Annotated in this window: 10 protein-coding genes; 4 read left to right on the forward strand and 6 right to left on the reverse strand. The window is 42.1% G+C overall.

Annotated elements, in window-relative coordinates; translation table 11 throughout:
- Positions 1-180: 180 nt before the first annotated feature.
- On the reverse strand, positions 181-2,562 hold the full coding sequence (locus Q4557_RS08900) for a PilZ domain-containing protein (RefSeq protein WP_303412169.1): 2,382 nt from the start codon (positions 2,560-2,562) through the stop codon (positions 181-183).
- Between the two features lie 226 nt (positions 2,563-2,788).
- Here Q4557_RS08900 and radA point away from each other — a divergent pair, with 226 nt between their 5' ends.
- Positions 2,789-4,162 carry a DNA repair protein RadA gene (gene radA / locus Q4557_RS08905; protein WP_102477169.1) on the forward strand — a complete coding sequence of 458 codons (1,374 nt, stop codon included), beginning with the start codon at positions 2,789-2,791 and terminating at the stop codon, positions 4,160-4,162.
- A 95-nt stretch (positions 4,163-4,257) separates the two neighbouring features.
- On the opposite strand, the gene Q4557_RS08910 is transcribed toward radA, so the two are convergent.
- Positions 4,258-5,535, reverse strand: a complete 1,278-nt coding sequence (locus tag Q4557_RS08910; RefSeq protein WP_102477222.1) for a YjiH family protein — start codon at positions 5,533-5,535, stop codon at positions 4,258-4,260.
- Between the two features lie 467 nt (positions 5,536-6,002).
- On the opposite strand from Q4557_RS08910, the gene Q4557_RS08915 reads away from it, so the two are divergent.
- Positions 6,003-6,770 carry a hypothetical protein gene (locus Q4557_RS08915; protein ID WP_303412172.1) on the forward strand — a complete coding sequence of 256 codons (768 nt, stop codon included), beginning with the start codon at positions 6,003-6,005 and terminating at the stop codon, positions 6,768-6,770.
- Positions 6,771-6,926: 156 nt separating this feature from the next.
- On the opposite strand, the gene Q4557_RS08920 is transcribed toward Q4557_RS08915, so the two are convergent.
- Both Q4557_RS08920 and Q4557_RS08925 read right to left on the reverse strand, forming a co-directional pair.
- Entirely contained in the window at positions 6,927-7,823 is an 897-nt protein-coding gene (locus Q4557_RS08920) for a U32 family peptidase (protein ID WP_303412231.1), read from the reverse strand.
- 8 nt (positions 7,824-7,831) lie between these two features.
- Positions 7,832-8,833, reverse strand: a complete 1,002-nt coding sequence (locus Q4557_RS08925) for a peptidase U32 family protein (protein ID WP_102477171.1) — start codon at positions 8,831-8,833, stop codon at positions 7,832-7,834.
- A 136-nt stretch (positions 8,834-8,969) separates the two neighbouring features.
- Between Q4557_RS08925 and Q4557_RS08930 the strand changes: the two genes are divergently transcribed.
- The gene (locus Q4557_RS08930) at positions 8,970-9,491 is read left to right on the forward strand and encodes an SCP2 domain-containing protein (protein ID WP_102477172.1); all 522 of its coding nucleotides are present in this window, start codon (positions 8,970-8,972) and stop codon (positions 9,489-9,491) included.
- 102 nt (positions 9,492-9,593) lie between these two features.
- Here Q4557_RS08930 and Q4557_RS08935 read toward each other — a convergent pair whose 3' ends face one another.
- Positions 9,594-9,845: a YfhL family 4Fe-4S dicluster ferredoxin gene (locus Q4557_RS08935; RefSeq protein ID WP_055023738.1), complete on the reverse strand. Its 252-nt coding sequence runs from the start codon at positions 9,843-9,845 to the stop codon at positions 9,594-9,596.
- Between the two features lie 467 nt (positions 9,846-10,312).
- Here Q4557_RS08935 and Q4557_RS08940 point away from each other — a divergent pair, with 467 nt between their 5' ends.
- A complete protein-coding gene (locus Q4557_RS08940) occupies positions 10,313-11,491 on the forward strand; it encodes a threonine/serine exporter family protein (RefSeq protein ID WP_303412176.1) in 1,179 nt (392 codons plus the stop codon).
- A gap of 88 nt (positions 11,492-11,579) precedes the next feature.
- Here Q4557_RS08940 and Q4557_RS08945 read toward each other — a convergent pair whose 3' ends face one another.
- Positions 11,580-13,238: an amidohydrolase family protein gene (locus tag Q4557_RS08945; protein ID WP_055023740.1), complete on the reverse strand. Its 1,659-nt coding sequence runs from the start codon at positions 13,236-13,238 to the stop codon at positions 11,580-11,582.
- Positions 13,239-13,259: the final 21 nt, after the last annotated feature.

The following is a 13,259-nucleotide window of genomic DNA, read 5'->3' on the forward strand; positions in this document are numbered from 1 at the left end:
ATATACTCTATTAGCGCTGTCGAGATTAGTGTATCAATTTGGTTTAGCATTAGCGCACTTTTGGTTTAGCATTAGCGCACTTTTGGTTTAGCATTAGCGCACTTAGGCTAGGAGCCTTCAAGTTTTGAGCAACTCAGGTTTTGAGTCATTCAGGTTTTGAGTCATTCAGGTTTGGGGTATTTAGACTTGGTGTAACTCTGGATATCTCATTTCAACTTCAGCACTAATCTCTAACAGTTCTCCGGCTCCTAAAACCCGCCATAACTGGGCTTCAAGCTGTTTTGCTCTGTGGGAAGCATGGGTGGCAATATATTCCATTTCGCGGCGAATATAGCTCATGTCTGGCTTTTCAGTTGCGCCATAATAAACTCGTAATGCCACAAAGCGGCCAACAGTTTTAGCGTGGCGCACAAAGGCAATTTGAGCATCTCGGCTAGCGAAGTCGTTGACTAACTGAGATTGAATGTTAATTGCTCCTCTACCTTGACGAGACACCTGCAGGAATATCTCTATATATTTCAGGCCATCAATGGGCTTCATTGCTCGAACTGGATTAATAATTAGCTGCTTAAACTGGCTTTCATTAAATAATGGCGTCAAATTATAATTTAATGGTTTAGTGGAGCCAGCGGCAAATAGATGGCTAATAGCATCAGTTTTAACGCCGATCCCTAAGCATGATAGTTGCGCCGATTTTTGCGTTTTTTCTACAAAAAAGGGCACATTAGCCAGCTGTCTTAGGAGTAAGTTTTTCATGCCATCGGCTAGCTCTTTTAACTCGCCTTCACTATCTGATAATTGCTCAAGTTTATCCCGATTATGATTAATGAGTTTATTGATAAACTCAACTCCAGCATGGGGTTCGTGACCAATGTTGGCCGACAAATGCAGGGTTTGGTCATGATTACGGCTGCGGATCAATCGATATGGCAAGTTTGACAGTGATGTCTTGCCTGCAATTTGCTGCAGTTTAGGGAAACTAAGTAACACATCTGTAGGCTTTTTGAGGTTAAGATTATCTTCTAAAGCAAGCTGCAGCCCACGGGTGGATATATCATGGCTTATCCCACGGGTTTTATGGTTGTTGTGCTCAATATCTACCAAGGTTTTAAAGGCATAGCGCGCTTCTCGTCGTCGCTCGCTAAAGGGCATTGATAGACGTTTTATGCTGTTTTGTTTGAGCTTAGTTTGGTTAAACTTTTTAAGCTTATTGACGTTATCACTTGGGTTAAACCAGGTTTGATAATCGGATTGAACCTGCTCATTGGTTAAATCGATTAACTGCAGCACGTAGCTAAAGCCTGCCAGTTGTTGCTCTACTAGCGCTGAGTAGTGGGTTTCATCCCCTGGTAGCGTCGAGGTTTTATAATTCAGTTTATGGTCAATGCTTTGTTGGCTTACTTTGAACACTCGCCAACTAGTTTTGCTTGCGCCAAAGCCAAGGAATAACCCTAAGGCATCATGTTGCTTTAACTCATAAAGCGAGGCTGAAAAGTATTGGATTGTGTCGTTTGCTTGGTAGGTGAAGCAAAAAAATAAACTATGGTCACTGTCTTGTGGGTGCTTAATGAGATTGACTAAGCGATTATTGGTCAGTAAACCGGGTAGCTGATTAATCTCTTGCTCATCTTGAAAATATTGTAATGAAGCTTGGTTGCCTTGACTTAATAGCAAATGGCTAATGGTCGGTTTACCGTCATTTAAACTGATATAAATGGGGAGGTGAGCTAATAGTGGTAAATAATGGCGTTCAAACCCAAGCCCGGTTGCATTGACAATCACATCGTTGACATCCACTTTATAGCGAAAGCGGTAACTGCGGATCAGCTGGGTTAATAAGTTATCGAGCTCGTTACTTTCTCCAATACGGCATAGGCGCAATATGGCACTATCATCTTTGTGTTGTATATCGACGATTTTATAGTCGATGCCTTTTTGGAGATCGTCAAAAAAATACTCTTCGTTTAATTCAAGTAATTTAATACGCAGCGGCTTATCTTGATCAAAGCGAATGTCAGCAGGTAAGCGAACTCTCGCGCCACCGACAGATAAATCTAAGCTGGCGCCATTAACTTCGGGGCCACCTGTTTGTGAGGCTGAAATACGAATACTGTAATTCATTCGCTCTTCGCTACGATTAAAATAGCTGCCTAAAACCACCCCTGGCACAGTTAACTGGGAGGTTTGTGCTACGGGTTGCTGATTGTTTTGGCGGGCTTTTTCTTTGCGTAATTTGTGCTGGTTGAGTACATGCTCATAAACGCCAACGATATACTTATTGCGATACAGCTGCAGTGCCTCTAGCAAGGAAAGCTTTGCTGGCTCATCGAGAAAATGACGTAGTTTTCCAACCTGAACCTCTTCACATTCAAGATCGCTTTTATCACGTAAATCAATGATCCGAGTACAAATCACCGCAATGCGATTTAATTCCATTTTCAATAAAAATCGAGTCGAGTTTGATTCGTCAGCCGTAAACATTTCAAAGGCATCCTTAAAATCAGGTTCCATTAAAAGTGGCTTTAATTGCTCTATAAGCTGACTGTGCTCTTCTAAACTCATGGCTTCTTTTCTATTGAGGGCTCAGATAAAGGTGATAATTGCAGGCTCGACTGGTAATCTTATCGGCTAGCATCAGGCTTACTTTATACAAAATTAGTCTAGGTGTCTGTTAAAGCTAAGGTAATAATGCGATTTTGGCGCCATTAGCTTAACAATTGAGCTGTGTAAATTTAATAAATTAATAAGTGCTTAAATCCCATAAGCAGCAATCTGACAAAAGTGATCTATGGCAAAAAATAAAACAGCGTATGTGTGTAATGAGTGCGGACAAGATTTTCCTCGCTGGCAAGGACAGTGCAATGCCTGCCAAGAGTGGAATACCATATCAGAAGTGCGCATTTCTGCGGTTAAATCGTCGACTAATTCTGTTGCTGGTTACGCCGGTTCTGTCGGCGGCGGCTCAAAAAAACTCCATGAAGTGGAAGAGTTTGAAGCCCAAAAAATGCTTACCGGCATTGGTGAACTTGATAGGGTCTTATGCGGTGGCTTAACCACAGGCTCAGTGAATATTATTTCAGGCGATCCTGGTGCAGGTAAAACTACTTTACTGTCCGATTTAATTGCCCGCATGTCACAAGTTATGCCTTCATTATATTGTACTGCTGAAGAGTCACTATCGCAGTTCAAAAATCGTGTTAACCGCTTAAAGCTCAGTTATAACGAAGAGAACCTATATTTAATGGCTGAAACCAGCGTTGAGGCGATTATTGCTGAGCTGGACGCTAAACAGGTAAAGTTTGCTGTTATCGACTCAATCCAAGCTGTGGTGTCTGAAAGTGCCAATGGTAGTCCGGGGTCGCCTTCACAAGTTAAAAGCTGTGCGCAGGCATTAACCCAATATTGTAAGCAAAACAATGTCACCATGTTTTTAGTGGCACACGTTAATAAAAATAATGAAACTGCCGGCCCGCAAACGCTTATTCACATTGTCGATTGTCTGACCCATATTGAATGCAATGACGGCCAGATTAGAACTCTAAGAGCCAATAAAAACCGTTTTGGTGATGTGGATACCGTGGGCATTTTTAAGATGACCGAGCGCGGTATGATAAGTGTTGATAATCCCAGTGAGATTTTTCTTTCGGGCTCTACCACTGAATCACCTGGCGCGGCCATTACCTGTATCCGTAAAGGCAACCGTAACTTATTGCTAGAAATTCAATGTCTAACCACTGAGACTGAAGGCGAGTTTCCGCAGCGAGTTTGTGTGGGGTTAAACATGAACCGGATTAAAATGCTCACGGGGATATTACGCAAGCATACTCGCACCAAGATTTATCATGATACTTATTTTAATTTGGTGGGTGGTTTGAAGATTGATGAATCAGAAACCTGTATTGATTTAGCCTTGGTGACGGCATTACTCAGCAGTTTAAATGACTTTGTGGTGCCCAGAACCACCTGCATTATGGGAGAGCTAAGTTTAAATGGTGATGTTAGGCCGATTGATAGTGGTGTGCCGAGAGTAAAAGAAGCGGTGCAACATGGTTTTACCGAGGTGTATATTCCCCATCGTAACTACCATAAATCAATGGAAGGGCTAGGCGCTAAAATCCATCCGATTAAAACCATTCATGAGTTATTAGAACTGATTAACTAAATTGATTAATAAATGGATTAACAAAACTTGTTAAGCATTAAAAAAGGAGCCAGTGGCTCCTTTTTTGTATTTACTTTATGACTCGAATCAAGCGACTAAATCAGTAAGTGTCCGCAAAGGGCGATAACCGGTAATGTCACTAAGGTACGCAAAATGAAAATCACAAACAACTCGAAGAAGTTAACTGGGATTTTACTGCCAATAAGTAATGCGCCGACTTCACTCATATAAATTAATTGGGTTACTGATAGGGCTGCAATCACAAAGCGAGTTAAGTCTGACTCAATTGAGCTGGCTAAAATTGAAGGCAAGAACATATCAGCAAAGCCAACCACAATCGTTGTCGATGCAACATCGGCTTCTGGTATTTGCAGTAATTCGAGCAGTGGAATAAATGGCATACCTAGATAATTAAAAATCGGCGTATTTTCAGCTAATACCAATGCGATGGTACCAATGGCCATAACCACAGGAATAATACCAAACACCATATCAACCACGTTCTTAACGCCTTCAGTTAATAGCTGTTTAACCCCACCAGCGCGCGAAGCTTTATTCATCGCTTGCTCAAAGCCCCAAGACATTACGCCATGACCTTGTGGGATCATTTCATCATCTGGGTGACGTGGGGTGTTGTCGATATATAAATCTTTTTTCCATGATAGCGGTGGTAATTTAGGCACTATGATAGCGGCAACAAAACCAGCGAGACAAACGGTTAAGTAAAATGGCACAAATAAATGCTCAAGTTTGACTTGAGAAATAACCACTAAACTAAAAGTAATAGATACTGCTGAGAAGGTAGTACCAATTACGGCCGCCTCACGCTCGGTATAAAGACGGGTTTCATACTGCTTGTTGGTCATTAAAATACCAACACTGCCATCACCTAACCATGATGCCATACAGTCAATGGCACTTCTTCCTGGAAGGTTGAAGATTGGACGCATTAATTTGGTCAGCATGGTACCGAAAAATTCTAATAGACCGAAGTTAAGCAGTAACGGCAGCAGCATGCCTGCAAAAATGAACACTGACAGTAGTACTGGTAATAGGTCATTGAGTACCAAGGCTCCGGTATCAGCTGAGTAAATCACTTCTGAACCGATCTCTAAGTAGGTTAATACAATGAATATTGCCCCTAAGACGCGTACTAATAACCAAAATGGTGAAACATTCAGCAGCGAATGCAAAAACGGGCTCTTACGAACTAACTTTGGGTTTATTAGTTTAGTAAGCACCGACACGATTGCCATAAAGACTACGATACAGGTTACGATTAAAGGTAATATATCGGCGAATTGGTTTTGTACAAATTTTGATACGATAGCAATCGGAATGGTGATTGAGCCGTCGTAGCTAATAGGTGTCATAAACAATAACAATCCGATAAGTGACGGAATGATAAAGGTAAGTATTGTTTTGAGATTATATTTTGGTTTTTCTTGAGTCACTTTGTATATGCCTTACCAATTAACTAAATAATCATGGTTGAGTTAATCAAACCGTCTTATGGGAAATGCTGTATGTCCATTCATAGGATATCTAAGCGAGGCAAGGTTACCTGCTTATCTATTCTAAGTAAAACTATTCACTAAAACGAATAGTTATGGGCTTTTTATGCTTATCTATATTGTATCGTTTCCCAACCGAATTGCACGGATTATTTTGTTTGTAATCATGGTGTTATATAAACGTTGTTACGGTGGGGTTTTGTTATTACAATGAGTAAGTAGATGGTTGTAAGGTTGTTCTGGTAGTGTCCTCTATATTGACGCGGTTAATTGACTGAATACTAAACATTAGATGTCGATAGCGTTTTTATCAAAGGCGATTAAGTATGATAGAGCCTAATTTACAAGGAACAAGATACGCTGTGATAATAAGTAAAACGGAAAAAATTGCTCGATTAGCTTACCTGTTTGGTTTATTAGGCTTGATAGGGCTTTTTATCGGCATAGGTTTATCTGTGTTTATTGAGCATATGCAGCATGGTGATAAGTATAGTTTACTGCAATTTTCAATCAGTGAACTGGGGACTTACAACCGCTCTTCTTCTGCAATACTGATTAATGCGGGGCTATTTTTTGGTAGCTTAAGCCTGACGATGAGTGCTTTATTTGGCTTGCAAATAAATCGTACCATTACAGGTACGTTATTTTGGCTATCTCTTATAGTGACTTTTCTTGCCCTTGCAGCAACGGGGTTATTTCCACTCAACGTTTACCATTTACATATTCAAGCAGTGTCTATTTTTATTTACTTTGGCTTTTTCAGTGCGCTTCTGGGCTTGATTGATGGCTTAATTATGCGTAAAGCCCAATATATAATGCCAATGGTGTTTGCTTGCTTAATGGTGGGGATTCACGGGGCGATTTTAACTTGGCCATATTGGGGGGGAGGGGTAGGGGTAGGTGAGAACCCGTTTTCTGAAGGACTACTATTTCAAGCCATTGTGTCGCAGTCTCCTAAACCGCAAACCTGGTGGTTATCCATCTTATTTTGGCTAAGCATCATAACTACATGGCTGTGGGTTTTGAGCATTTGCCGCTGCTATTTTCTGCCCCAGGGGCAAAGTAAAGCAGATAAGCCTAAGCCAAAGGTATGACTCTTGGGCAATTGTAAGTAAGAGCCTTGTAAGTAAGAGCCTTGTCAGTAGGAGACTTGTTATAAGCCTTGTAAGTAAAAAGACTTGTAAGCAAAGAGGCTAAAGCTTACAGCGTTATTCACTGCCTTGCATTAGCCCCGATTACTAAGGTGTTAACTAGATTTTTTGTAAACCAGCGCCGCCGAACCAATAGCCATTACAGGATTTTGTGTTAGCAAACTCGCGAGTTTCCATCGCCATATCATCTTGAGTCTCATCACTGTTTGCTAAGCGCTTTGTGAGTTCATCTGCAAGCTCAATACAGGCTAATTGGCTAGGTGATACTCTAAAGTAGTTCACTCCCATTTGCTGCATTTGCATCATTTCAGCGGTTAAATCAACAAATGAAGCCGATTGAGTTTGGATGCCATTTAATCTCAGTAAATCCTGATGCTCTTGAGTTTGCACCAAAATCCCCTTTGGGTGTTGCTGACAAATGGTCTCACAATTGTCTTTACTCAAATTAAAGTGTTTGGCAGTAAAGCAGCGCGCCGAATGTGCCAGTGGCATATAACCATGGCCCATAATTTCCACTTCAAATTGCGGCGTGTTTTCGCCCTCACCAATCACGGTTTCAAGCCATGACTTTGATAACTCAAATGGCATGACAAAGCGTTGCATGCCCATTTTATGCAAAATATCTAAGCTGGCTCTATTGTAGTTATTAATGGTTGGGCCACAAATGAACGGCAGTTTGGCCTCAGAGGCCAATTGCACGCCTGCCATATCATTGGCTTCAATAATAAACTCGCCATTATCGATATACTTTTTGAGTTCGCCAAGCTCAGATTGTGCCTCGATTAATGCCATGGTTGAAAGTACCACATTTTTGCCAGACTGCTTGAGCATAGTGGCGATGGCGAAGTAATCTTTAAATTTCATTAATCGACGTCTGCTGCAGACGGTTTCACCTAAATAAATAGTATCAACCTGGCTTTGTGCTGCCCGATGATAAAATTGTTCCGTGGTGTCTTTGTCCCAGCAATAGCTAATAGCGCCCAGTGAGATTTTCATATTGTTATTTACTGCCATTGACGCTCGTACGCTCCTAATGTGGTGACTTGTCCTTCAGATACCTTGGCTAAGGTATGATTCCATCTTGCTTGCTCTTTAAAAGCGCTAGGATTGTTTTGATAGCTATCAATCGCTTCTCGCCAAACCCGCGTTACTTGCTCTACATATGCAGGGCTGCGTTGACGGCCTTCTATTTTTAGCGATTTGATCCCAGCTTGGGCAAGTTGAGGTAATAGGCTTAAGGTATTTAAGCTGGTGGGCGACTCTAACAGGTAATCGGCTTTGGTATCCGCTTCGGCAATGTAGCGGCCTTTACAGACCACGGGGTAGCCAAGTTGTTGGTCAATACCTGTGGTATCAATCAGCACGTCATTTAGCCTAGTTAGGCATTGGTTGCCTTGCTCTTGCCATCTCACATCTTTTGCTGGCGAGCAAGACCCGCCTGTATTAGGTGATTGGCCAGTGACATAAGACGATAAATGACAACGTCCTTCAGCCATAATACACAAGCTACCAAAGGCAAATACTTCTAACTCTACCGAGCTGCATTTGGCTAGGTCACGCACTTGCTTCATTGATAACACTCTAGGTAATACCGCGCGTTCAATATTAAAATTTTGCTGATAGAAATCGAGTGCGGCTTGATTGGTGGCCGAAGCTTGCACTGAAAGGTGCAATGGCAAATGTGGATAACGGTTGCTGGCATAATGAAGCAGGGATATATCAGCGGTAATAAGTGCATCCATTTGCAGCTGGGCGGCTAAATCTATTGCCTGATACCAGCGGCTTTCCTCTCCAGGTTTTGGATAAGTATTTAAGGTTAAAAATACTTTTCTGCCTTGGGCATGGGCAAGCTTGGTGGCTTGTTTTAGTTGTTCTGGGGTGAAGTTTAAACCTGCAAATGAACGGGCATTAGTATCATCCTTTAAACCTAGATAAACGGCGTCAGCGCCCGCTCTAAAAGCGGCTTTTAATGAGGCTAAATTTCCTGCAGGGCACAAGAGTTCCATATTCTCTCTCTCAAATTTCGATTGAAAGTGAGTGTAAAGTTGAATGACATCACATGATTTGATTTGAAACAGGTTTCAATTGATAAAATGTGAGTAAACTAGCTTAAATTGGAATCTTGTCAGTGTAGGAGTATGAATGTCTTTCGGTTTTTCAGGAAAGGTTGCTAAAAATTTGCTTAATATCGCCCCTAAAGTCGCCACCCAGTCTCTTGCTGTTGTCCCTGAAAAGGTAAAGTTGGATATTCTGGCTAAGATGTTGTCACTTTCGTTAAGTGAACAAATTAAATTTGGTGAGTTAGATTTTCTGCAAGGTAAGTGGGTTGCTATTTGTGTGCAAGACATCGCGCTCAACTTTGAAATTAGTTACGATCAACAGTTATTATTACGTCCTTTGACGCAAGCCGATGTAACTTTTACTGCCAATGTGCCTGAGTTATTACTGGTTGCTGCGGCCAAAGAAGATCCTGACACGTTATTTTTTCAACGTAAGCTGCGTATTGAAGGCGATACCGAACTCGGCCTTGAAGTGAAAAACTTATTGCTCGGTATTGAGCTTGATACGTTACCAGCAGCGGTAAAGCTTAGCATTGAAAAGTTAGCTATTACGCTACAAACGTTACAAGGCTATGCTAATGAGCAGGCAGCCGCAACGGCGTAATATTCAGTCATAATGACTCAGATGAAGAGCGTTAGACATGGGATGAATATAAACATCAAAAAAGGCGCTAATTAGCGCCTTTTTTGTCATGTAGTTTAAGGGTTAAACCTTACCTGTAATGACTTCATATTTATATTGCAGCTCAGCTGGGGTTTCTGCGTGGCTGGGATCAGGATCAATGCAATCAATAGGGCAAACCGAAACACAGGTCGGTTTAGCATAGTGGCCTACGCATTCGGTACATAGCGCAGGATCAATTTCATAGATCTCTTCACCCATGGTGATGGCCTCATTAGGGCACTCAGGCTCACACATGTCGCAGTTAATGCAGCTATCGTCGATTAGTAATGCCATCTAGTTCATATACCTTATAAAATTCATCTGTAACAATTGCTTATGTATATTCCATATAATGGTAAAAATTACCCTGTCCCGACTTTCAATGATTCATACAGCGGATTTTCATGCACTTAACCATGAATAATGACCTGAATGAAGACAAAGACTTAATAAGCGTTGAATGACTGCGCTGATCTAATGCGTTTTAACACGCTATAAATCTTTCAATCGATGATTATATCACACAGAGATAGCCCGCCTAGGGTTAAGCGAGAAATTCACCGGCTAGCGCATGTTTTGCAGTGGAGATTATCGCGACCACTGCTAATTCAATGAAAGGATTCATTTTTGAAGGGTTTGACCCTCTATTTCAGATTATGAAGTGAATGAGTTCGCTACTATTATGTAGCAATTATCATTTAGCTACTATGATTTAACTAAGCCCTCAGAACCACTTTTTGCTGACTTATCGAGAATAAAAAATGGAAGATAAAAGCCCAACCCAGCAACAGTATGATGATGTTTTATCATTTTCAGATCGATTACATCAATCAGGGTGCGCACCATACTCAGTGGCGAAATATACTCAGTCTTATGCGGCTCATCATCAGATAGATATCGCCATTGATGTTACCCCAACTAAAATTGTGACCATTTTCGAGCAACCCACTCAAAAAATGGTGATGCAAACTAAAAATCCACCGTCAGTCAATTTACGCAATTTGGTGGCAACCCTAAAGGCAATACACTCAAAAGAAAACTATCAAGGGGTGCCGAGTTACTCAAATTTTACTTTAGGTATTGCCAACCTATTACTGCCGCCTTGCTATTTGATGCTGGTGGGCAGCACGTATCTTGCGGCAATGATTTCGGTTTTTTTAGGGTTAATCGCCTGGTTAGCTCAACTAATGTGCACCGGGCAGCGAGCAATGCTGGTTGAGTTCATTGTGGCGTTTATTGCCAGTTTGGTGGTGGGGATATTAGCCGCTCAATTTCCTGAGTTACCGGTGTTAGCTTTATGTATCTCATCCATTGTACTGTTTATTCCAGGACTCACTGTCACCAATGGTTTAGCTAGTCTTGCCTTAAATGACTTTCGCTCAGGCATAGAGTTATTGGCCCAAAGTAGTTTGGTGGTAATAAAAATATTCATTGGCGTGGTTATGGGCTTAGGCTTATCAAGCTTGCTTGTCGGCCATGTAGCCGCTGCGCCATTTATTAATGAAATCCCTTTAGGTTTGCATATTCTGGCGTTAATTGGCATATCGGTTGCGATTGGACTGATTTTTAATGCCAGTTGGCAAGACATTATTATTGGCCTGCCCGCTGCTGCAGTAGGCATGTGGGGGCCACATTGGTTTACCTCTGATTGGGTTATCGGCACTTGGATTAGCACCATGATTATCACTCTTTATGGGCTGTTAGCCGGTAAAGCACGTAAAGTGCCTGCGTTAGTGTATATTATCCAAGGGGTGATCATTTTAGTGCCAGGAAGCCGGATCATCGTTGGTGCCAGTGAGTCATTCTTTGCCACTGCAATATTGCCTATCCCCAGTATTGGTATGTCAGCATTATTGATGTTTTGTTCGATTATGGCAGGGCAGATCATGGTTTATTCTATTTTCAATGACCGCTTTTTGTTTAACCATAAACGCAACTAATCGATATTAATTGAGAAAAACTAAACACATGAAAAAAGCGCCTAATGGCGCTTTTTCGTTGTCATGTTTTATCGAGGTTGTTTATCGATTAGACTGTCACATCGCGACGTATGGCTCTGCCAGGCTTAGCATCCATAAGCAATTGTCCCTTATCAATAATCGATTGGCCATTGACTAGTACATGCTGCATACCCACTGAAAGCTTATTGGGCTCAGTAAATGAGGCCATATCTTTAAAGCTATTGAGATCAAATACCACTATGTCAGCATCTTTACCCACTTGCATACGGCCTTTGTTACGCATTTGCGGCACAGCATCTTCGATGATATGACACGCATTGAGGCTGGTGCGCTTCATTGCCTCGACTAAATTGACTTCTTTATACTCAACCACGTATTTATTTACAAAGCGGGCAAAACACCCTACCGAGCGGGGGTGAGCAAAAGCATCGTTAGGCAATGGCCATACATCACCTTCAATCAATTTACCTTTGCTGTCCATCCACGGCATGGCATCAGAGGCAATAGCGGCGTTAGGAAACAACACCGAACGCTTCATCATGCGTAAGTCTTCTTTACTGTCGTCAGGCTTTAAGAAGTGAATAACGATTACTTCACCAGGGTTGGTTTTTCGTAGTTCATCGATTTTGGTTTGGGTCATAGGTACGCCATTGGCTTCCATGTAACTTGCATCGGGAACGCCAAAGCGGTCAATCCATTCTGGGCCAGCAAATAAGGCCGCGCCCACAGGTGTTGAGCCTGCGCCATAGGGGTAAGCTTCAGTGGTAATCGGCAAACCAGAATCAACAGCTTCTTGCACTAGGTCGGCGCAATCATCAATGTCTCGCACCGAGGTACTGTTGAGGTGACAAATATGCATATGTGCCCCAGTGGTGGCGGCTAAACTGATTAACTCTTGATAGGCTTCAAAGCTTGATCTGGGCTCCATGCCGTTGGCATAACGTACATGGGTGAAGGTCGGTACATCAAAACTTTTGGCCAGTTTAGCTAAGCCGTAATACTCTTTATGGCCATAGGCGGGAGCATAACCGCCATTAATACCAATCCCTAAACCACCTTCTTTTAAGCCTTGTTCAACATCAGACAATATCGTATTTAGCTGTGCGTCGGTGGCGAGATCATTTTGCCAATTTTTTAAACTAAAGGCATTCTGAAACCAAGTAATGGTGCCATCTGCGGGCGAAATTTCACTTTCAATTGCCATAATGCGGGCATAGGTCCAAGCTACTGAGGCGCCGTAGTTAATTGGGCGACCTTCTTTAGCTGTGTCATCATAATACTTACCAATGGGTAATAGGCCTGATTCCAACTCAAGGGCGGTGGTGACACCATCGAAGGCTTGAGCTCTGGCTGCGGGTAATTGTTGTCCATGGGCGTGAAGGTCGATAAAGCCAGGGGCAACCACAAGCCCGCTGGCATCAATGACTTTTTTACCTGTGAGCTTTTCTGTCGATATAGCGGCAATTTTGTCGTCTTTAATGCCTACATTGCGTACGGCATCTAAACCCGTTTCGGCATCAATGACACGGCCATTAGTAATCACTACATCAAACGGGCCTGTTTGATTTGGCATTAACTCTGGCTTTTGTGGACCCTTGTTAGTTTCTGCTGTGGCAGTCGATGAAAGTGTTATTGCAGCGGCGCCAATAGCCAGTTTTTTCATGGTATCGCGCTTGGTTTGATCAACTTCAGCGGTTAATTTGTCATCTTGATTTAACTCGGACATCATTTACTCCTTTCTCGCCAA

Source organism: Shewanella sp. 5_MG-2023 (assembly GCF_030547465.1).
Taxonomy (GTDB): Bacteria; Pseudomonadota; Gammaproteobacteria; order Enterobacterales; family Shewanellaceae; genus Shewanella.